16 protein-coding genes and 2 tRNA genes are annotated in these 20,716 nt (G+C 68.8%); 4 read left to right on the forward strand and 14 right to left on the reverse strand.

All coding sequences use genetic code 11. The annotated features are described in order from the left end of the window. The first annotated feature begins 12 nt into the window (after positions 1–12). A complete protein-coding gene (locus AB0M24_RS15740) occupies positions 13–657 on the forward strand; it encodes a DMT family transporter (protein ID WP_363766886.1) in 645 nt (214 codons plus the stop codon). Here the strand turns inward: AB0M24_RS15740 and AB0M24_RS15745 are convergent. The 10 genes from AB0M24_RS15745 to AB0M24_RS15790 all read right to left on the reverse strand — a co-directional run bounded on the left by AB0M24_RS15745 (position 587) and on the right by AB0M24_RS15790 (position 11,060). Beyond that, the gene (locus AB0M24_RS15745) at positions 587–2,092 is read right to left on the reverse strand and encodes a M20/M25/M40 family metallo-hydrolase (RefSeq protein WP_363766889.1); all 1,506 of its coding nucleotides are present in this window, start codon (positions 2,090–2,092) and stop codon (positions 587–589) included. The genes AB0M24_RS15740 and AB0M24_RS15745 overlap by 71 nt on opposite strands. Beyond that, positions 2,089–3,480, reverse strand: coding sequence for an MFS transporter (locus AB0M24_RS15750; protein WP_363766892.1), 1,392 nt, complete (start codon positions 3,478–3,480; stop codon positions 2,089–2,091). Before AB0M24_RS15750 ends, AB0M24_RS15745 begins: the two co-directional genes overlap by 4 nt. Then, on the reverse strand, positions 3,477–4,352 hold the full coding sequence (locus AB0M24_RS15755) for a hypothetical protein (RefSeq protein WP_363766895.1): 876 nt from the start codon (positions 4,350–4,352) through the stop codon (positions 3,477–3,479). Before AB0M24_RS15755 ends, AB0M24_RS15750 begins: the two co-directional genes overlap by 4 nt. Next, on the reverse strand, positions 4,334–4,837 hold the full coding sequence (locus AB0M24_RS15760) for a MaoC family dehydratase (RefSeq protein ID WP_363766898.1): 504 nt from the start codon (positions 4,835–4,837) through the stop codon (positions 4,334–4,336). The genes AB0M24_RS15755 and AB0M24_RS15760 overlap by 19 nt, the downstream gene beginning before the upstream one ends. Continuing rightward, a complete protein-coding gene (locus AB0M24_RS15765) occupies positions 4,834–5,670 on the reverse strand; it encodes a CoA ester lyase (protein WP_363766901.1) in 837 nt (278 codons plus the stop codon). Before AB0M24_RS15765 ends, AB0M24_RS15760 begins: the two co-directional genes overlap by 4 nt. Positions 5,671–5,681: 11 nt before the next feature. Beyond that, a complete protein-coding gene (locus AB0M24_RS15770; protein WP_363766904.1) occupies positions 5,682–6,914 on the reverse strand; it encodes an aminotransferase class I/II-fold pyridoxal phosphate-dependent enzyme in 1,233 nt (410 codons plus the stop codon). A gap of 148 nt (positions 6,915–7,062) precedes the next feature. Next, a complete protein-coding gene (locus tag AB0M24_RS15775; RefSeq protein ID WP_363766907.1) occupies positions 7,063–8,253 on the reverse strand; it encodes an amidohydrolase in 1,191 nt (396 codons plus the stop codon). 13 nt (positions 8,254–8,266) lie between these two features. After that, positions 8,267–9,178 carry an NADP-dependent oxidoreductase gene (locus AB0M24_RS15780; protein ID WP_363766910.1) on the reverse strand — a complete coding sequence of 304 codons (912 nt, stop codon included), beginning with the start codon at positions 9,176–9,178 and terminating at the stop codon, positions 8,267–8,269. After that, positions 9,175–9,591 carry a cupin domain-containing protein gene (locus AB0M24_RS15785; protein ID WP_363766913.1) on the reverse strand — a complete coding sequence of 139 codons (417 nt, stop codon included), beginning with the start codon at positions 9,589–9,591 and terminating at the stop codon, positions 9,175–9,177. The genes AB0M24_RS15780 and AB0M24_RS15785 overlap by 4 nt, the downstream gene beginning before the upstream one ends. 50 nt (positions 9,592–9,641) lie before the next feature. After that, positions 9,642–11,060, reverse strand: coding sequence for a PLP-dependent aminotransferase family protein (locus AB0M24_RS15790; protein ID WP_363766916.1), 1,419 nt, complete (start codon positions 11,058–11,060; stop codon positions 9,642–9,644). A gap of 148 nt (positions 11,061–11,208) precedes the next feature. Between AB0M24_RS15790 and AB0M24_RS15795 the strand changes: the two genes are divergently transcribed. Then, the gene (locus tag AB0M24_RS15795) at positions 11,209–14,502 is read left to right on the forward strand and encodes a S8 family serine peptidase (RefSeq protein WP_363766919.1); all 3,294 of its coding nucleotides are present in this window, start codon (positions 11,209–11,211) and stop codon (positions 14,500–14,502) included. Positions 14,503–14,634: 132 nt separating this feature from the next. Here the strand turns inward: AB0M24_RS15795 and AB0M24_RS15800 are convergent. Further along, positions 14,635–14,708 (reverse strand) — tRNA-Lys (locus AB0M24_RS15800). 266 nt (positions 14,709–14,974) lie between these two features. Here AB0M24_RS15800 and AB0M24_RS15805 point away from each other — a divergent pair. Both AB0M24_RS15805 and AB0M24_RS15810 read left to right on the forward strand, forming a co-directional pair. Continuing rightward, positions 14,975–16,123 carry an Ig-like domain-containing protein gene (locus AB0M24_RS15805; protein ID WP_363766922.1) on the forward strand — a complete coding sequence of 383 codons (1,149 nt, stop codon included), beginning with the start codon at positions 14,975–14,977 and terminating at the stop codon, positions 16,121–16,123. A gap of 142 nt (positions 16,124–16,265) precedes the next feature. Next, positions 16,266–18,263, forward strand: coding sequence for a PQQ-dependent sugar dehydrogenase (locus tag AB0M24_RS15810; RefSeq protein WP_363766925.1), 1,998 nt, complete (start codon positions 16,266–16,268; stop codon positions 18,261–18,263). A gap of 1 nt (position 18,264) precedes the next feature. On the opposite strand, the gene AB0M24_RS15815 is transcribed toward AB0M24_RS15810, so the two are convergent. The 3 genes from AB0M24_RS15815 to orn form a co-directional block, all read right to left on the reverse strand. Beyond that, positions 18,265–19,890: an ABC-F family ATP-binding cassette domain-containing protein gene (locus tag AB0M24_RS15815; RefSeq protein WP_363766928.1), complete on the reverse strand. Its 1,626-nt coding sequence runs from the start codon at positions 19,888–19,890 to the stop codon at positions 18,265–18,267. Between the two features lie 57 nt (positions 19,891–19,947). Continuing rightward, positions 19,948–20,020, reverse strand: a tRNA-His gene (locus tag AB0M24_RS15820). Between the two features lie 65 nt (positions 20,021–20,085). Next, entirely contained in the window at positions 20,086–20,691 is a 606-nt protein-coding gene (orn, locus tag AB0M24_RS15825) for an oligoribonuclease (RefSeq protein ID WP_363766931.1), read from the reverse strand. Positions 20,692–20,716 lie beyond the last annotated feature (25 nt).

The raw sequence follows: 20,716 nt of genomic DNA on the forward strand, positions 1-20,716 counted from the left end.
GCACTCAGATGTGTGGCGGGTGCCGCTGCTCTGGCGGTGATCGCTGTGGCGACTCGGCAGCCGTTGCCGCGCAACCCCGTGGTGTGGGCGCATTCGGCGGTGGTGGCTGTACTGCTGTGCGTCGTGCCGTTCCTGCTGTTCGGGTGGGCCGAGCAGCACGTGGATTCGGCGCTGGCCGGCATCTACAACGCCACGACCCCGTTGATGACGACGCTGGTCGCGCTGGCGGCGTTGCCCGGTGAACGCCTCACCCGCGCCGGTCTGACGGGGCTGGCAGTGGGTTTCGCCGGGGTGATCGTCGTGCTCGCACCGTGGCAGGGGCTCAGCGGCGCGATCGCGGCTCAGGTCGCCTGCCTGCTGGCGACCCTGTGCTACGGACTGTCCTTTGTGCACCTCCGGCGGTTCGTCTCGCCGCTGGGCCTGCCCGCGGTCGCGGCCTGGGGTGCCACCAGGGCGTCGACCGTCACGTACCTGACGCCGATCGTCGGCGTGGCACTGGGAATCGTGGTGCTCGGCGAGGAGCTGTCGTGGCACGAACCCGCCGGCGCGGTGGTCGTGCTGCTGGGCATGGCCCTGGTGCAGGCTCCTAGCCGACGCGCAACTGCGCCAGCATCCGGTGCACCAGGTCCGTCCCCGCGACCAGCGCCTGCGTCCTGATCCGTTCGTCGGTGCCGTGCATCCGCGTCACCGTGTCGCCGTCGACGGTGTACGGGTACAGGCCGTAGACCGGGATTCCCTTGGCCCGCCACGGACCCGCGCTCGTGGCGGCTTCGAACTGCGACGGCGCGGAGCCCGCACCGGGGTAGGTCTCGCTCACCGCCTTGCGCCACATGGCGTAGACGTCGGTGTCCAAAGTCGACGGAGGCCGCGCCAGTGCCGCGCGCACGCGGTTGATCACGTCGTTCTCCGGTTCGCCTGGACGGCCGACCACGGTCAGGTCGACCTGGTCCGCGACCAGCAGCTTGCGCAGGTCGGCCACGCACTTGGCCGGGTCGTCGCCGTCCGGCAGGAAACCGATGCGGACGTGGGCCTGCGCGCGGGACGGGATGATGCCCGTGTACAGCCCCGCTTGCAGACCGATGAACGACAGCGTCGTGCCCAGCATCGGCTGGTGCACCCACGGGTGGGTGCTGCAGCGGATCACCTCGGCACCGGCACTGTCCAGTTCGGACTGACTGGAAGCAGCCAGCATCGCGCGCAACGCCGCCGCGAAACGGCGGTCGTCGGTGTGCTGCGCCAGTTCGGTGAAGTACTCGCGGGACAACGGGGTCAGCCGGATCGACGGCCGGTACCCGCGCAGCCGTTCGACAGCGCGGCCGAGCCGGGGCATGGCCTGGTTGTTGTCGGGGTGCGAGGTGTGGGTCGCGGTGCCGCGCGCGGTCAGCGCCACCAGCATCGAGGTGCGGTCACGGCAGGTGAGCGACGCCAGGACCGGGGTGCTGCCGTCCTTGCCTGCCAGGGTCCAGCCGCCCTCGGTGATCACCGTGCCCGCGCGCACCTTGTCGTAGTGGTTGTCCACCAGCCACTGCGCGCCGAACGACCCGCCTTCCTCGTCGCAGTCCGAGAGGAAGAGCACGTCGCGGTCGAAGGCCGTACCCGCCTTCACGTGGCGCAGCAGGGCGGCCATGAACACCGCGGCCGCGCCCTTCATGTCCACCGCGCCACGGCCGTAGAGCCAGCCGTCGGACACCGTGCCGCCGTACGGGTCCTGGGTCCAGTTGTCCCGTTCCACCGTCACGACGTCCGAGTGCGCGGTGAACAGCAACGGCGGCTTGGTGCCCTTGCCCTTGACCCGCGCGAGGAAGTGGACGTTGTTCTCCTGAGGCGTCGGGATGATCTCCGTGGCGACCCCGGCCGCCTGCCAGATCCGTTCCAGGAACTGGGCATGCGGCAACGTCACGGCTCCCGTGCCGGTGTCCGTGCTGCCCCGGCCCGACTGCGAGGTGTCGAACCTGATCATCGCGGCCGCGAGTGCCACCGGGTCGGTGCCGTCGACGTCGGCGAGCTCTGCCAGAGCGTCCGATGTGGACAACGGCAGTGCGGCGGCCGCGGTGCCGCTCATCAGGAAGTTCCTGCGGGTCCACGGGCTCATCGAGACCTCCGGATGGCGAACGGAACCAGGGCGGACACCGCGAACGCGACCGCGGTGATGCCGAAGGCGAGCTGGTACGACGAGACCGTCGGCCACTGGGTGCCCGCGATCCGGTCGCTGCTGAGCACCGCGCCCATCACCGCGCTGCCGGTGGCGGAACCGACGGTGCGCAACACCGCGTTCATGCCGTTGGCGACACCGGTGCGGTCGGGGGACACGGCGTCGTTGATGTAGGTGGGAATCGCGGCGAACGCCAGCCCGGTGCCGATGCCGAACAGGCCGCTCGCCAGGTAGAGGACGACCACGTCGTGCTGCACCACAAGCATCCCGACGCCGACAGCGCTGAGAAAACCGCCCAGTGCCAACGTCAGCCGCGGTCCTCGCCGATGCAGGGTGAAGCGGCCGAGGACACCGGCGGCCAGGTTGCCGGCCGAGTTCGGCAGCAGCATCAGGCCCGCGCCCAGTGCGGTCGCGCCGAAACCGACGCCGAGCGCCACCGGAGCCTGCGCCATGCTGCTCATCGCGATGAACGCGCCGTACATGCCGAAACCCGTCAGCGCGCCGGCCACGTTGCTGAGCGCGACCGTGCGGTCTCCCAGCATAGGCAGGTCGACGATCGGATACCGCACCCGGCGTTCCACCAGGCACCAGACGACCAGGAACACCGCGGCCGCGCCGAGCAGACCGCCGGTGCGCCAGTCGGTCCAACCCCAGACGTTGCCCTGGCTGATCGCGACGAGCAACGCCAGCAGCCACGCCGCCAGGGTGAGCGCGCCCCACGGGTCGGCACCGCCCGCCCGGACCTCGGGACGGCGGCGCGGCACCACGAGAACGACCGGCACCACCGCGAGCACACCGAGTGCCAGCAACAACCAGAACACCGACTGGTGCGGCCAGAGCACCAGCAGCACCCCGCTCGCCACCACCCCCAGCGCGCTGCCGAGCCCCATGCTGACGCTGACCATCGCGAGCCCGCCCGCGACCCGGTCCTTCGGGATCTCCGCGCGGATGATGCTGATCGCCAGCGGCAGCACACCGGCGCCCACGCCCTGCAGCACCCGTGCGGCGATCAGCAACGGGAACGAGCTCGTCAGCGCCGCCAGCAACGACCCTGCCGCCGCCACGAGCAGGCACAGCACCAGCACCGGCTTGTGACCGCGGACGTCGCCGAGACGCCCGAGCAGCGGCGTGCCCACAGCGGCCGCCAGCAGGTTCGCCGTCATCACCCAGCTGACCGCGGCCGCCGACACCCCGAACTCGTGCGACAGCGACGGCAGCATCGGCACCACGGCGGTCTGGGCGACCGGCGCCACGATCATCGCCATCAACAGCGTGGGCAGCAGGCGGGTGGACCAGGTCGTCCTGGCGGTCTCGGAGGTGACGGTCACCTGGTCACCACGTGCGCCGCCGTGACCAGGTCGAGGAACGCGTGCCCGGTCGAGCTGAAGATCGTCCGCTCGGAGCGCAGCGCGTCTCCCGCCGCCAGCACGTCCTCCAGTTCCAGCGCGTGCCGGTGGATCTCGCCCGCCTCGGCGACCGCGGTGGCCCTGTCCTCGACGACCAGGGTGCTCGCCGAGAGCTGCTCCAGGCTCACCTCGCGCGAAGCCGGTGTGTGCGAACCCATGCAGTTGACGTGTGCGGGTAAGGAAAAGCCTGCCAGCAGAGGTTCGCTCGACGTCGTGGCCGTGCAGACGACGTCCTGGCGTTCCACGGCTTCACCCAGCTCCCGCGCGACCCGGACCTCGACCTCGTCACCGAGCAGATCCCTCGCCCGTTTCACGAACGCCTCGGCTTTGTCGACGTTGCGTCCGTACACCGTCACAGCGGTGAGGTCGCGCACTGCATGCACTCCGCGGACCTGTTGCCACGCAAGCGCTCCGGTGCCCACCACGCCGAGCTTTCCTGTGTCGGACGGCGTGCACCGATCGGTCACCAGGGCTGTGACCGCCGCGCACTTCACGTCCGTCAGCGCCGCCCCGTCGAGCGTCGCGAGCAGCTCGCCAGTGGTGGTCGAGAAGACGACCACCACCGCGCTGATCGAGGGCTTCCCCGGCTTCTCCACGAGCGCCGCGACCTTGGTGACGAAGACGCCGTGCTCCCGGCTGACCGACGGCATCGCGCCGAACACCGAGTACGGGTCGTCCCACTCGGTCATGAACCGCTGCGGTGTCAACGCTTTGTGCCTGCCGCCCGTCGCGAGCGCCTCCGCCAGCTCGGCCACCAGCGCCGGCAGGTCGGCGGTCAGTCCTTCGGGCTGCACGGAATCAGCGCCGAGCGGCGGAACGTCACGCAGACCGTGCCGTCCTGCTTGAGCCCCTTGGTCTCGAACGTCACGATCCCGTTGTCCGGCCGGGAGTTCGAGAGCCGCAGACCGACGATCTCCGTCTCGGCGTAGAGCGTGTCGCCGACGAACACCGGCGCGGGCAGCCGGATGTGCTCCCAGCCCAGGTTCGCGACGGCCTTCGCGCTCGTGCCGTTCGTGCTCATACCGCCCACCAGGGACAGCGTGACGAGGCTCGACACCAGCGGTTTGCCGAACTCGGTGCCGCGCGCGTACTCGTGGTCGATGTGCAGCGGGTGGTTGTTCAACGCGATCAGCGACTGCCACACGTTGTCCGACTCCGTGACCGTCCTACCGGGACGGTGCTCGATCACGTCGCCCAGCTCGAACTGGTCGTAGTACAGCCCGTGCGACTCGCGGTACCGCTTGTCGCCGACCGGTTCGAACGCGTAGACCGGCTTCATCGCCTCTCCTGGAGCTCGAGGATCGCCAGTGCCTTGCGCAGGAACGGCGGCCCGACCATCGATCCGTCGACGACGCGGATCCCGCCGTCGGTCTGCTCGAAGCTGCGCACGACGTCGCGCGCCCACTCCACCGCGTCCGGCGACGGGCTGAAGACGTCGTTCACCACGGCGATCTGCTGCGGGTGCACGACGATCTTCCCGCTGTAGCCGATGTCCGCGGCCTTGCGTGCTTCGAGTTCCAGCATCTTGTTGTCGGACAGGTCGAACGTCGGCGCGTCCACCGCGACCAGCCCCGACGCGCGGGCGGCCATGACCACCTGCACGCGGGCCGAGAGCATGCCGTCCCACGCGAGGGTGGCGCCCATCTCCGCGGCGAAGTCGGCGAGTCCGAAGGTGAGCGCGGTGAGCCGGGGGCTCGCCGCGCCGATGGCCATGGCGTCGGCGACGCCCCGCGGTGTCTCGATCAGCGCCCACAGGTGGCACGACCGGTCCGCCTTGGTGAGGATCTCGTCGACCAGGCGGATGTGCTGAGGTGACTCGACCTTCGGCACGACGACCAGGTCGGGTTCCACCTCGCTGTCGAGGATCGTCAGCAGGTCGGCGAGGCCGTCCCTGGTGTGGACGCTGTTGATCCGGACGCCCAGCGTGCCGTGCACCTGCTCCGGGCGCAGCTTGGCGAGCTCCTCGCGGGCCAGTTGCTTGTCCGCCGCCGGAACCGCGTCCTCGAGGTCGATGAGGTTGATGTCGGCGCCGCTGTGCTGGCCCTTCTCGAACCTGTCGATCTTGAGGGCCGAGGTGACCATGAGCGTGCGGGACAGGTAGGTGGCCTTCATGACCGCGGGCCTCACGGAATCGCGTGCGGCAGGACGAGCTCCTGCAGCAGCTCGCAGAACTTCGTCATGTCCGCCCGGCCCACGTCGGCGCGGATCATGATCCGCAGCCCTTCCCTGCCCTGCGACGTGATCGGGAAGTACACGGGCGCGCTGTAGAAGCCGTGCTCGAAGAGCTGCGTGGACAGCCGGACGGCCAGTGCGGTGTCGCCGACCGCGATGGCGCGCACCGGCAGCCGGCTGTTCTGCAGGCCCGTCGGCACCATCTCGTCGAACAAGGTGATGTTCTCCTGCAGCTGCCGCTGGAGCTTGCCGAGCTCGGGGCTCGCGTGGATCCCGATGCACGCGCGCAGGCTGCCGAGGTTCGCCAGCCCCATGCTCTGCGACCAGCACATCGGGCCCGCGAAGGTGTTGACGAGGCTCGCGACGTCCTTGTCCCGCCTGCCCAGCATGACGATGCCGCCCGAGCAGCCGAAGCCCTTCTCCAGCGACCCGGTGATCAACGTCAGCGGGTTGAGCTCGTCGAGCCCCGACCGCACGAATCCCTCTCCGCGCTCACCGACGACCGAGATCGCGTGCGAGTCGTCGAACCACAGGAAAAGCCCGTACTTGTCCTGAAGCCGCAGAAGTTCGTCCAGCTTCGCGACACCGCCCATGGAATAGGCGCCGTCGGCGATGTAGGCCACCCGCGGGTATTTCTTGCAGATGTCCTCGAGATATTCCATGTCGTTGTGAGGACTGCTGAACACCGGCGCCTCATCGGCGCACACCGGTTTCATCACGTCCATGCAGAAGTGGCTGCGCTTGTCGAACACGGTGACCCGCGGCTCACCGTCGATCAGCGCGCCGGAGGAGATGAGCGGCAGCAGTCCTGCGGTCGCCACCGTGCAGGACAGCGCGACGTAGCAGTTCGCCTGCCACAGCTCGGAGAACTGGTCCTCGACCTCGCGCATCAGCGCTGGTTGCATGCGGGTCGGGGTGATGCCGAGCCCGGTGATCCGCTCCTGCTGCAACGCCTCGATCGCGCCGTCGATCACGGCCGGGTGGCGGTTCAGGCCCAGGTAGGAGTACGAGCTCATGTTGAGGAACTCGTGCTCGCCCGCGGTCAGGCGGCCGTCGGTGCCGTTGTTCGGGTAGAGGTCGATCAGCCCGGCCGCCTCGGCCGTGCCCCAGTTGGGCTGGCTGCGGGCGAGCATCTTCTCGGTATTGCGAAAACGGCGCGGCGAATCAACGACTACGTCGGTCACACTTCCCCCAGAATTTCAACGGCACGTCACACCGTTATCCCCTCCTTCGAAGCTAGCGGCGATCCGGATGTCCGTCAACGAACTGGTCCGATTCACCCGATTGGGTGGACGTCGAAATTGAGGGTTCAATCCTCAATGGACAATTGAGCTAGGCGAGCCACGCCCGTGCGGCGACCACCAACGCGTCCACCCCGGTCGTGAGAGTGGGCTCGATCTCCGGCGCGAACTCGGGGGAGTGGTTCATCGGGACCGCCCTGCCGGGCTCCCAGGTCGAGAAGTCGATGCCGCCGAAGAACCAGAACACCGTCGGCACGCCCGCGGCCGCACCGAACACGCCGACGTCCTCGCTGGAGTTCACCACGGCACCGGGAATCAGGCGTTCCTGGCCGAAGTGCGCGGCGAACGCGGCCACCGTCCTGCCCGTCGCGTCCGGATCGGACACCAGCACGGGAGTGCTTCCGTGCCAGTCGATCTCGGGATCACGCGGTGCGCCCGACGCCGCTGCCTCGGCCCGCACGATCCGTTCGACGGCGGCGCGCACGATGCCGGCGGTGTGCTCGCTGAACGTCCGGATGTTGACCCCGATCTCGGCGGTCTCCGGAATCACGTTCTCCTTGGTACCGGCCTGCAACCGCCCGACCGTGACGACGGCTCGTTCGGACGGCGAGATCTCGCGCGACACGATTCCCTGCAACCGCACCACGACGTGCGCGGCCATCAGCACCGGATCGACCGTCGTCTCGGGCGCGGACCCGTGCCCACCCCGCCCGTGCAAGGTGATCCGCGCCGTGTCGGACGCTGCCATCACCGGTCCGCTGCCGTGCGCGAGGAACCCGGCGGGCAACGGCCCGACGTGTTGCGCCAGCACGACATCCGGCTTGCCGAACCGGTCGAACAAGCCGTCGTCGACCATGTTCCGCGCGCCGCAACCCAGTTCCTCTGCGGGTTGGAAGACCGCGAGCAGCGTCCCCGACCACTCCTCGCGTGCCTCGGCGAGCTCGGTGGCCGCCCCGATCAGGCACGTGGCGTGCATGTCGTGCCCGCACGCGTGCGCCACCGGCACGTCCTCGCCGTCGGAGTTCGTCGCGCGTGCGGTCGAGGCGTACGGCAGCCCGGTCTTCTCCTCGACCGGCAACGCGTCGATGTCCGCCCTGAGCATCACGACCGGGCCGTCACCGTTGCGCAGCACGCCGACGACGCCCGTGCCGCCGACCTCGGTCGTCACGTCGAAACCCAACGGCCGCAACGCTTCCGCGAGCACGGCGGCGGTGCGGAACTCCTGCGACGACAGTTCCGGGTGCTGGTGCAGGTCGCGGTAGAGCTCGCTCAGGTCGGTCATGCCCGAGATCCTGTCAGCCGACCACGATGATCGACTTTCCGCCGCCGCGTCTCGCGCTGAACGCCGTCACCGCGTCGGCGAGCGGGTAGGTGGAACCGACCAGCACGCGCAGGCTGCCCTCGCGGACGAGCCGCGCCAGCTCGGCCAGTCGCGTGCGGTCCGGCTCGACGACGAAGAAGATCGTCCTGCCGTCGCGCGGCCTGGCCTCCGTCGGCTCGGCGATGGTGACCAACGTGCCGCCCGCGCGGACCAGGTCGGCCGAGCGCTTGAGGACCTCTCCTCCGAACACGTCCAGGACCACGTCGACCTCGCCGACGTCCTCCAGGCGTTCGGTCTCCAGGTCGACGAACGCGTCGGCACCGAGGCTCAGTGCGATCTCGCGGTTGCCCGCGCGACCCGTGCCGATGACGTGTGCTCCCGCCCGGTGCGCGAGCTGGACGGCGATCGAGCCGACTCCACCCGCGGCGCCGTGGACCAGCACGGTCTGTCCGGCCTTCAGCTGGGCGTGGTCGAACAACGCCTGCCACGCGGTCAGGCCGGAGATCGGCAGCGCGGCGCCGACGGTGTGATCGATGTCTGAGGGGAGTGGCGCGAGGTTGCGGGCCTCGACAGCGGTGAACTCGGCCAGCGATCCGTCTCGGGTCCAGTCGGCGAGCCCGAACACCCGCTGGCCGACGGTGAGCCCGGTGGTGCCGTAGCCGAGCTCCACGACGACCCCGGACAGCTCGTGACCGGGCACGCTGGGCGTCCGGTCGCGCCCGGCCCGGTCCGACCACGTGCCGGGCCAGTCCAGTTCGCCGGGGGTGAAGCCGGCCGCGTGGACCCGCACGACGACGTCGTTCTCCGCCGCGTGCGGGTACGGGTGCTCGGTCAGGGCCAGGCCACCGAGGCCTGCTGCCTGGTCGTTGACGGTGATGGCCTTCATGACGAGGTTCCGTTCCGGCGAGCGCTGGGGTGCCGGAGGTGGTCGCGAGCGAGGATCTCGTCCGGCTCCAGCATGGTGATCATGTCCACGCCTGGCGCGCACAGGCACACGGCGACGAACCGGCTCCACGCCGCCGGTTCCAGGTTCGCGACCTGGTAGTGCACGACGTCCCCGCCAGGCTCCCAGAACGCCTCGCCCGCCGCGATCTCCCGCGGCGCCTCGCCCTCCAGCTCGAAGAGGATCCTGCCTTCGAGCACGTACCCGAAAACGGGCCCGCTGTGGCGGTGCGGCTGCAGTCCTTCGTCGGCCGGCGGCAGCTCGACGAGCTGGGTCATGGCGTGCGAGCCGTCCGGGACGGGCGGTGGGGTGACGCAGAGGAGGTCGGTGACCTTGGTGTTTCCAGCAGCCAACATGACTCCGAAACTAACCGCGGATCGGCCCGGAACCTGGGACCACTTGGCGTCTACGAACGGGAACCAGTCAACGTCCGAACCAACGCGTCCAGTGCTCCCGACCAGCCGCTGGGCGACGGCGTGGCGAAGCCGACGACCACGCCGTCGCGGTCCGACGTGGCGCCAGGGTGCCGGAACAGGTCGAGCGGCTCGACCGTCAGCTGCTCGCGCGCGGCCCGGCGCACGAACTCCGCCCCACTCAGCCCAGGCAGTTCGACCAGGACGTGCAGCCCGGCGGACATCCCGGCCACGCGCGCCGCGGGCAGGTGCCGTCCGATCGTCTCCACCAGCTGCCCGAGCCGTTGCCGGTACTGCGCGCGCATGGCCCGGATGTGCCGGTCGTACGCCCCGGACTCGACGAAATCGGTCATCGCCAGCTGGGTGACGAACCCGACGGAGTCCTCGAACTCGCCCTTCTCCGCCAACACCGCGCCCACCAGGTGGTCCGGCACCACGAGCCAGCCGAGCCTCAGCCCCGGCGCCAGCGACTTGCTCGCCGTCCCCAGGTAGATCACGTGGTCGTGGTCCAACCCCTGCAACGCCCCCACCGGCGACCGGTCGTACCGGAACTCGCCGTCGTAGTCGTCCTCGACGACCACCGTCCCCCGCCGCCGCGCCCAGTCGACGACCGCAGCCCGCCGATCGGAGTGCAGTGCCATCCCCAAGGGGAACTGGTGCGACGGCGTCAGCAGAACCGCACCCAGATCCTTCGTCCGGTCGAGCATCGACAGGTCGGCACCGTCGTCGTCGACCCTGATCGGCACGGCCTCGATCCCGGCCTTCTCCCACGCCTGACGCTGGGTCTGCAGCCCGAACTCCTCGACCGCGACCTTCGTGACCCCGGCGCTCGCGAGCGCGGCGGCGACAAAACGCAATCCCTCCGCGGCCCCGCTGCACACGATGACGTTGCCGGCCTGCGCGCGCAGCCCCCGCGCACGAGCGAGATAGCGGGCAATCGCCTCACGCAACTCCATGCTGCCGTGCGGATCGGCGTACCCGAAGGCCTCGAACGGCGCCGTGCTCACCGTCCGCTTCACCGCGCGAATCCACTCGTCACGCGGGAAAGACGACAGATCCGGCCGCCCCGGCCTCAGATCGTGCACGGGCAGCGATCGCGTCTTCGTCGTGCGGGGTCGCTCTCGTTCGGCGCCGGCAGCACGTTGCGCCACTTCGGTTCCGGACCCGTGCAGCCCGGTGAGCCAGCCTTCGCTGATGAGCTCCGAGTAGACGCGGACCACGGTGTTCCTGCCGAGCCCGAGATCCGTTGCCAGCACCCGGCTCGACGGCAGCCGAGTCCCCGGCGCCAACCGGCCGGTGCGGATCGCCTCGCGGAAGGCGTGCATGAGACCGGCGCGGACGTTGCGGCCGAGGTCGCCCACGTGCAGGTCGAGGCCTGACGTCCGGCTGCCGTGGTCCGCGCGCTCAGTCACATCTGAAAACGATACGACCGGCCATCGCTGGAACCCGCCACCCGCGAGGCAAAGACGCTGGTCAACCGCTGATCCACACGTTGAGTAACGCGCGCCATGTGATTGCGACCACACATGTATTAGGTATCACCCAAGTGGAGGTCTACTCATGACGCTTCGTAATCGAGTCAAGCTCGCGCTCGTGGCGACGGTCGTACCACTGACCCTCGTCACCGGAGGCATCGATGCCTCCGGTGCGCCGGCCAGACCGAACTTCCAGGTGGATCAACTCACGGCCGCCGACCGGGTCAGCGCCGACAAGTCGCTGACCAGCCGGCTGGCGAAGACCGACCAGTCCCTGCTCGGACGCACCGACTCCGCGCTGGTGCCGGTGTTGATCAAGCTGGACTACGACTCCATGGCGACCTATGCCGGCGGCGTCAAGGACCTGGCCCCGACCAGCCCGTCGGTCACCGGCAAGAAACTCGACGCACGGACCGCGGCCCAGCAGCGTTACGACGGGTATGCGGCCGACCAGGAGAAGGCCTTCACTGCTGAGCTGAACAAGAAGGCCCCGAGCGCGGTCACCGGCCGATCCCTGCGCGTCGTCTACGGCGGCGTCGCGGCCAGAGTGCCGGCCAACTCGGTGAAGGACATCCTGGCCATCCCGAACGTGGTCGCGGTGCAGGAGGACAGCATCAACAAGATCCTCACCGACTCCAGCTCCCAGTTCATCGGCGCGCCCACCGTCTACAACCAGCTCGGCACCACCGCCGACGCGGGCAAGGGTGTCATCTACGGCAACCTGGACAGCGGTGTCTGGCCGGAGCACCCGTCCTTCGCCGACCTGGGCAACCTGCGGGCGCCACCCGCCCCGGCCAGGGAGTGCAACTTCGGCGACAACCCGCTGACCCCGGCCAGCGATCCGTTCGTGTGCCAGAACAAGCTCATCGGTGGCGCGCACTTCGCCGACACCTACGACGCCGTGCAGGGCGATGACCCGTTCGCGGGAACCGCGCGTGACAGCAACGGCCACGGCACCCACACGGCGTCCACGTCGGCCGGCAACATCGTCGAGGACGTCACCGTCCTCGGCCGCGACTTCGCCTCGATCCACGGCATCGCCCCCGGTGCCTGGGTGATGGAGTACAAGGTGTGCGGTCCGCTCGGCTGCTACGGCTCGGACACCACCGCCGCCGTCGGCCAGGCGATCCTGGACGGCGTCCAGGTGATCAACTACTCGATCTCCGGTGGCGAGGACCCGTTCACCGACCCGACCGAGCTGGCCTTCCTCGACGCGTACGCGGCCGGTGTGTACGTGTCCGCGTCGGCAGGCAACGCCGGTCCTGGCGCGGGCACCTCCGGGCACCTGTCCCCCTGGGTGACCACGGTGGCGGCATCCACGCAGAGCCGGGAGTTCTTCAGCACGCTGACCGTGACCGGAAGCAACGGAGACACCTTCACCGCGGACGGCGCGTCGATCACACCTGGCGCGGGCCCACTGCCGATCGTGCTCGCGAGCGAGGCCCCGTACAGCGACGCGCTGTGCACGACGCCGGCTCCGCCCGGCCTGTTCACCGGCAAGATCGTCGCCTGCCAGCGCGGGCCCGGCCGGGTGCTGAAGGGCTTCAACGTCCGCCAGGGCGGCGCTGCCGGCATGGTGTTGTACAACCCGACGCTGGCCGAAGCCCTCACCGACACGCACTGGCTGCCGGCGGTCCACCTCCCCGACGGAGGCCCGTTCCTGGCGTTCATGGCCGGGCACAGCGGCGAGACCGCGACCTTCACCGCGGGAGGCCCGCGGACCGGCACCACCGGTGACGTGATGGCGGCGTTCTCCTCGCGCGGACCCGGCGGCAACTTCCTCAAGCCGGACGTGACCGCGCCAGGCGTGCAGATCCTCGCCGGGGACACCCCGGTGGTGGAGTCCACGTCGTCCGGGCCGGGTGGCGAGTACTTCCAGGCGATCGCCGGCACGTCGATGTCCTCACCGCACAACGCGGGCGCGGCCATCCTGCTGCGGGCGCTGAACCCGTCCTGGACTCCGGGACAGGTCAAGTCCGGGCTGATGACCACGGCCGTCCAGAAGCTGCTCAAAGAGGACCTGACCACCCCGGCGGGCCCGTTCGACTTCGGCTCGGGCCGGATCGACCTGACCAAGGCCGGGACGCCAGGGCTCACCTTCGACGAGACCGCGGCGAACATGGCGCTGCTCGGCAACGACCCGAACAACGCCGTGCACCTGAACATCCCGTCGGTCAACGCGAACGTGATGCCCGGCCGGTTGACCACGATCCGCACCGCGAAGAACGTGACCGGGGCGCGGCAGCGGTACACCGCGCAGACCACGGCTCCGGCCGGGGCGACGATCAGCGTGCAGCCGAAGACCTTCACGCTCGATCCCGGCCAGTCGGCGCAGATCGCCATCACCATCGAGTCGCACGCGGCACCGGCGCAGCACTTCGGCGAGGTCCGGCTCGTGCCGAACCGCGCCGGCCTGCCGACGCTGCACCTGCCGGTGGCGTTCAAGACCGGGCAGACGCAGGTCACCCTCGCGAGCGAGTGCGCGCCGACGGCGATCCCGGTGAACGGGACCAGCACCTGCCAGGTGACCGCGACCAACACCTCGTTCGACGACACCACGGTCAGCCTCACCACCAAGCTGAGCAACCAGCTCAAGGTGGAGTCGGCCAGTGGTGCCACCGTGGTGAACAAGCGCACGGTGAGCAAACCGAACGTACCGCTCGCCGGCGCCGCCGCCGGCGTGCCGTCGGTGGATCCCGGCGCGCTGTTCGGCTACATCCCACTGGACGCGTTCGGGGTCACGCCGGTACCGATCGGCGATGAGGACATCCTCAACTTCAACGTCCCGTCGTTCGTGTACAACGGCGTGACCTACAGCCGGATCGGAGTCGACTCCAACGGCTACCTGATCGCAGGTGGCGGTACGGCCGAGGACAACAACTGCTGCTCGCTGCCGCCAGGCCCCAGCCCAGCCCGGCCGAACAACGTGCTCGCGCCGTTCTGGACCGACCTGGACGGCACCGGCGCGCAAGGCGTGTACGCGACTGTGCTCACCGACGGCGTCAACTCGTGGCTCGTGTTCGAGTACCGGGTGAACGTCTTCGGCACCGCGTCCGGCCGGGTGTTCCAGGTCTGGATCGGCATCGACGGGACGCAGGACATCACCTACGCCTACGACCCGTCGAACCTGCCGGCCAACCCGGAGGGCCAGCCCTTCCTGGTCGGGGCGGAGAACCAGTTCGGCCAGGGCGAGATGTCGGCCACGCTTCCGGTCGCGGACCAGCGGGTGACCAGCACCGCCCCGACGCCGGGAGCATCGGTGACCTACACCGTCGTGGTGAAGGCCACCGAGCGGGGGACCGGGACGGTGACCACTGAGATGACCGGCCCTGACCTGCCGGGGACGGCCATCGTCCGCAACGAGATCACGATCGGCTAGGAGTCGGTGAAGGTGGCCTTTGCCCAGTGAGACTGGGCAAAGGCCACCTTCAGCACCCAAAGGAGAATGAAGACGAGTACGTAGAAATGCATAAAAGCAGGTAGAGACGAATCTCTACCTGCTTCTCTGAAGTACGCCGCCAGGGACTCGAACCCCGGACCCGCTGATTAAGAGTCAGCTGCTCTAACCAACTGAGCTAGCGGCGCTTGTTTGTGTGCCGGACACTTGCCGTTCCGACGCCGAGAACGTTAGCACAGCGGCTCGGCGTGATCCCAATCGGCTGGTCAGGACCCGTTTGGGCTACATCGGACACGTAACGATCCGGCCACTCGCGCAACTTCGGGGCATCCCGTGTCGTCACCTAGTCGGGGGACGCCAAAACGACTTCGTGCAGGCAGTCTCGGCAGCGGGCGACAAGTAGATCGGAAGTACGTCGATGGGGATGTGGGGCAGGCGCGGTCGTGGGGTGGTCATGGCGGGTGTCGCTGTGATGCTGATCGCAGGCTGTTCGGGGGGCGGCGAAACGACGAACGGCGCGGGGGGTACTTCTTCTAGCACTCCGCCGCCGCCCAAGCCGGTCACGTTGACGCTGGCGCTCAACGACGGCGCGGCTGACGTGTCGCCCGGGCTGCCGGTCATCGCCACGGCGGCGGACGGGAAGCTGACCGACGTCAAGCTGACGAACCCCGAGGGCAAGGTCGTCGAGGGGAAGATGAACCCCGAGTCGACGCAGTGGAACAACACCGAGCCGCTCGGGTACGGCAAGACCTACAAGCTGAGCGCCACGGCGACCGGCGAGGACGGCAAGGCGCAGACCAAGGAGTCGTCCTTCACCACGGTGAAGCCGCGGACGCTGACCTACGTGTCGACGAACCCGCAGGACGGCACCACGATCGGTGTGGGGCAGCCGCTGGCGTTCTACTTCGACGAGCCGGTGGCCGACAAGGTCGCGGCCGAGAAGATGCTGGAGATCACCACCGAGCCCAAGGTCGAGGGCGCCTTCTACTGGTTCAACAAGAAGGAGGTGCACTGGCGTCCGGAGAAGTTCTGGAAGTCGGGCACCAAGATCACCATGCACGTCAAGGTCTACGGCAAGTCCGTCGGTGAGGGTGTCTACGGCCAGGAAGACCGCGTCATCACCACCACGGTCGGCGACGAGATGATCTACGAGGCCGACGGTCAGACGCACCAGGTCAACGTCAAGCTCAACGGTCAGCTCATCCGCACCATGCCGACGTCGATGGGCAACGCGGCCAACACCACGCCCACCGGCACGTACGTGCTGATGGAGAAGCACGACCACATGATCATGGACTCCACCACGTACGGCCTGGCGCTGGAGAACGGCGGCTACAAGACGCCGGTCGACTGGGCGTACCGGATGTCCAACAGCGGCATCTTCTTCCACAGCGCGCCGTGGTCCATCGGCGACCAGGGGCGCCGCAACGTGAGCCACGGCTGCCTCAACCTGTCGCCGGAGAACGCCAAGTGGGTCATCGACAACAGCAAGCAGGGTGACCCGGTCATCGTCACCAACTCCGGTGGCCCGCCCCTGGAGGCGTGGGACGGGTTCGGCGACTGGCAGGTGCCGTGGAACCAGTGGGTCCAGGGCAACCGCTAGCCCCGCAACGAGCTTGATGAAGGGAACCTTCATCCACGTCAGGTGGATGAAGGTTCCCTTCATCGTTCGAGGGTGCCTGGCGGGCTGAAAACGTTTGTGGAAAGCTGTCAGCGCCGCCGCCCGGCTCACCCTGGGAGGCACTGTGGCTTCACCGCTGCGAAGACTGCTCGTGCTCGCATCGGCGCTCGCGCTCACCACCGTCGCGGCACCGCCCGCGCAGGCCGACGACGTGCTGCTCTCGCTCGCCCGCCCGGCCACGGCGTCGAGCGAGTCCAACGCCCGGCACGTCGCCACCAAAGCCACCGACCTCGACCGCCGGACCACCTGGCGCAGCGAGGGAGCGGATCGGCAGTGGATCTCCATCGACCTCGGCTCGATGTCCACGATCAACCGGGTCGTGCTGCGCTGGGGCTTCCTGTGCGCGAGGAGCTACTCGGTCCAGACGTCGCCGGAAGGCGTGTACTGGCGCGACATGTACAGCACGGAGAAGGGTGACGGCGGCGACGACAACCTGGAGTTCACCGGCTTCGGTCGCTGGGTCCGAGTCTCGCTTACGAAGCCGTGCTTCCACGACTACGAGCTCAGGGAGTTCGAGGTACACGGCACGCCCGGCGTCGTCGACACCGCACCGCCCGGCGCCCCCGGAACCCTGAGCGTCAAAGCTTTCACGGCCACCTCGGTCAACCTGCAGTGGGGTCCGGCGAGCGACAACGTGGCCGTCGCGAGCTACGAGATCTACCAGTCCGGCCAGTTCGTGAAGACGGTCGCCGGCGACGCGCTCTCCAACAACGTCACGCGCCTCAACCCGAACACCACGTACTCCTTCTACGTCAACGCGAAGGACGCCGCGGGCAACATCTCGCAGGCGAGCAACTCGGTCACGGTCGCCACTCCGGTCGCCGTCGTCGACAACGAGCCGCCGACCGTGCCGTACAACGCGATCGTCCAGAAGGTGAGCGCGAACAGCGTCTCGCTCGCCTGGGGAGCGTCGTCCGACAACGTCGCGGTGGCGAGCTATGCGGTCTTCTCGAACAACGTCCAGGTCGGCACCACGACCGGCCAGCAGACCACGATCGCGGGCCTCAAGCAGCAGACGGACTACGAGTTCACGGTCAAGGCGATCGACACCTCCGGCAAGAGCTCCGCGTTCACCGCGCCCATCAAGGCCAGCACGCGCAAGGGTCAGGACGCTGTCGGTGAGGTCACCAAGATCACCGACGACACCGATGTGCCGTGGGGCCTGGAGTTCCTCAGGGACGGCACGGCTTTCTACGCCCAGCGCGACACCGGCGACATCATCCGCATCGCCAAGGACGGCACCAAGTCCGTCGCCGGCCGCGTCCCGAACGTCGTCAGCACCGACGGCGAGGGCGGCCTGCTCGGCGTGGAGCACAAGGACGGCTGGATCTACGCGTACCACACCAGTCCGACCGACAACCGGCTCGTCAGGATGAAGCTGGTGGACGGAAAACTGGGCGAACATCAGGTGTTGCTCACCGGCGCCCCGCGCAACAAGTTCCACAACGGCGGCAGGTTGCGGATCGGCCCGGACGGCAAGATCTACATCGCCACCGGTGACGGCCAGGTCGGGGCCAACGCGCAGGACCTGAACTCGTTGGGCGGCAAGGTTCTCCGGGTCAACCCGGACGGCAGCGTGCCGCGCGACAACCCGTTCCCGGGCAAGTACGTCTACAGCTACGGCCACCGCAACGTGCAGGGCCTGGCGTTCGACTCGCGAGGCCGTCTCTGGGAGGCCGAGCTGGGCAACTCGGTCATGGACGAGGTGAACCTGATCAAGCCCGGCGGCAACTACGGCTGGCCCGCGTGTGAAGGCACGTCCGGTGAGTGCGGCGACCCGACGTTCCTGCAGCCCAGGCACACCTGGCCGGTCAGCCAGGCCTCCCCGAGCGGACTGGCCATTGTGGACGACGTGCTCTACCTCGCGGCGTTGCGCGGTCAGCGGCTCTACCGCATCCCGATCGGCGGCGAACCGCAGGTGTTCTTCGAGGGTGCCTACGGTCGCTTGAGGACGGTCGAGAAGACGCCGCAGGGCGACCTCTGGCTCACGACGTCCAACGGGGACAAGGACTCCATCCCCAACAACAGCACCACTCAGATCTACAAGCTCGACCTGAAGTAGCTCAGGACACCGTCACCTGGCCGCCCGCAACGGTCAGGTGACGGTTCACCTGCACCGCTTCGAGCATCCGCCTGTCATGCGTCACGAGCAGCAACGTGCCGGGGTAGTTCTCCAGCGCCTGCTCCAGTTGCTCGATCGCCGGCAGATCCAGGTGGTTCGTCGGCTCGTCCAGCACCAGCAGGTTCACCCCGCGCCCCTGCAGCAACGCCAGCGCGGCGCGCGTCCGTTCGCCGGGTGACAGCGAAGCCGCGGGACGCATCACGTGCGCCGCCTTCAGCCCGAACTTCGCCAGCAACGTCCGCACGTCGGCCGGGTTCATCTCCGGCACGGCCTCCTGGAACGCGTCCACCAGCGGCAGATCACCCAGGAACAGCCCGCGCGCCTGGTCGACCTCGCCGACCACGACACCGGAGCCCAGAGTCGCATAACCCGACGCCAGCTCTGCCCTTCCGAGCAGCGCGGCCAGCAACGTCGACTTGCCCGCGCCGTTCGCCCCGGTGATCGCGACCCGGTCCGCCCAGTCGATCTGCAGGTCGACCGGCCCCAGCCGGAACGAACCCCGCTCGACGACCGCGGCCCGCAGCGACGCCACCACAGCGCCGGAACGCGGGGCGGCGGCGATCTCCATCCGCAGCTCCCACTCCTTGCGGGGCTCCTCGACGACCTCCAGCCGTTCGATCATGCGGTCGGTCTGGCGGGCCTTGGAGGCCTGCTTCTCGGTGGCGTCGGCACGGAACTTGCGGGCGTTCTTGTCGTTGTCGCCCGCCTTGCGCCGGGCGTTCTTCACGCCCTTCTCCATCCACGAGCGCTGCATGCGCGCACGGGCCTCCAGCGACGACTTGGTGTCCGCGTACTCCTCGTAGTCGTCACGGGCGTGCTTGCGGGCCCGCGCGCGTTCCTCGAGGTACGACTCGTAGCCGCCGCCGTAGAGGTGCACGGCGTTCTGGTGCAGGTCGAGCTCCAGCACGCTGGTGACCGTGCGGGCCAGGAACTCGCGGTCGTGCGACACCAGCACCGTGCCCGCGCGCAGCCCTGTGACGAACTTCTCCAGCCGCTCCAGGCCGTCGAGGTCGAGATCGTTGGTCGGCTCGTCCAGCAGGAAGATGTCGTAGCGGCTGAGCAGCAACGACGCCATGCCCGCCCGTGCCGCCTGACCACCGGACAGCGAGGTCATCAACGCGTCCAGGCCGACGGCGAGACCCAGGTCGGCGACGACCTCCAGCGACCGTTCCTCCAGGTCGGCGCCACCCAGCGCGAGCCACTGGTCCAACGCTTCGGAGTAGCCCTCGTCGTTGCCGGCGGTCAGCGCCTCGGTGGCCACGTCCAACGCCGCCTGAGCTGCCGCGACACCGGTGCGGCGGGCCAGGAACTCCCGCACGGTCTCCCCGGAGAGCCGCTCCGGCTCCTGCGCGAGGTGCCCGACGTTGGCCGACGGAGGGTTCAGCGAGACCCGTCCGGACTCGGCGGGGATCAACCCGGCGAGAGTGCGAAGCAACGTCGACTTGCCCGCGCCGTTGACGCCGACGAGCCCGATGACGTCGCCGGGAGCGACCACCAGGTCGAGGCCCGAGAACAGGACGCGATCACCGTGACCGGCGGCGAGATCCTTGGCGACGAGCGTGGTCATGAACACTCCCGAAACGTGAAGAAAGGCCCCCGCATTTGCGGAGGCCTTTCGACAAAGGGTGAGTGACGGGACTTGAACCCGCGACACCTGGGATCACAACCCAGTGCTCTGCCAGCTGAGCTACACCCACCATCACCGGTCGTTGACCGGCAGGAGAAGCATAGCAACGAGCAACACTGATATTGAAATCGGGGTCTACTCGGCGTTCTTCAGCAGGTCAGCGGCCACGGCCTGGGCCTGTTCGGTCGACGGGCCTGGCTGCGGCACGAACGCCGTCCGCCGGTAGTACGCGAGCTCCCGGATCGACTCGATGATGTCCGCGAGCGCCCGGTGCGCGAGACCCTTGCCCGGCTGCGCGTAGTAGATGCGCGGGTACCAGCGCCGGCACAGCTCCTTGATCGACGACACGTCGACCATGCGGTAGTGCAGGTGCGCGTCCAACGCCGGCATGTCGCGGGCGATGAACCCGCGGTCCGTGGCGATGGAGTTGCCCGCCAGCGGTGCCGTGCGCGGGTCCGGGACCCACTCCTTGATGTAGGCGAGCACGGCGGCCTCGGCTTCCTCCATCGAGACCGTGGACGCGCGCACCTCCTCTGTCAGGCCCGACTTGGCGTGCATCTCCATGACGACCTCTGGCATCGAGGCGAGCACTTCGTCATCCGCGTGGATCACAATGTCCACGCCGTCGCCGAGCACGTTGAGCTCGGCGTCCGTGACCAGTGCCGCGATCTCGATCAGAGCGTCCTTGCCCAAGTCGAGTCCGGTCATCTCGCAGTCGATCCACACCAGACGATCCATCACGCCCCGAACATTACTGCGCGAGGCG

It is taken from the genome of Lentzea sp. NPDC051838 (assembly GCF_040681245.1).
In the GTDB taxonomy this organism is placed as follows: Bacteria; Actinomycetota; Actinomycetes; order Mycobacteriales; family Pseudonocardiaceae; genus Lentzea.

Excerpts from the sequence above, each read along its gene's own strand:
- AB0M24_RS15745 (WP_363766889.1), bottom strand. The coding sequence starts at position 2,092 with ATGAGCCCGTGGACCCGCAGGAACTTCCTGATGAGCGGCACCGCGGCC.
- AB0M24_RS15760 (WP_363766898.1), bottom strand. The coding sequence starts at position 4,837 with ATGAAGCCGGTCTACGCGTTCGAACCGGTCGGCGACAAGCGGTACCGC.
- AB0M24_RS15765 (WP_363766901.1), bottom strand. The coding sequence starts at position 5,670 with ATGAAGGCCACCTACCTGTCCCGCACGCTCATGGTCACCTCGGCCCTC.
- AB0M24_RS15775 (WP_363766907.1), bottom strand. The coding sequence starts at position 8,253 with ATGACCGACCTGAGCGAGCTCTACCGCGACCTGCACCAGCACCCGGAA.
- AB0M24_RS15780 (WP_363766910.1), bottom strand. The coding sequence starts at position 9,178 with ATGAAGGCCATCACCGTCAACGACCAGGCAGCAGGCCTCGGTGGCCTG.
- AB0M24_RS15785 (WP_363766913.1), bottom strand. The coding sequence starts at position 9,591 with ATGTTGGCTGCTGGAAACACCAAGGTCACCGACCTCCTCTGCGTCACC.
- AB0M24_RS15795 (WP_363766919.1), top strand. The coding sequence starts at position 11,209 with ATGACGCTTCGTAATCGAGTCAAGCTCGCGCTCGTGGCGACGGTCGTA.
- AB0M24_RS15805 (WP_363766922.1), top strand. The coding sequence starts at position 14,975 with ATGGCGGGTGTCGCTGTGATGCTGATCGCAGGCTGTTCGGGGGGCGGC.
- AB0M24_RS15815 (WP_363766928.1), bottom strand. The coding sequence starts at position 19,890 with ATGACCACGCTCGTCGCCAAGGATCTCGCCGCCGGTCACGGTGATCGC.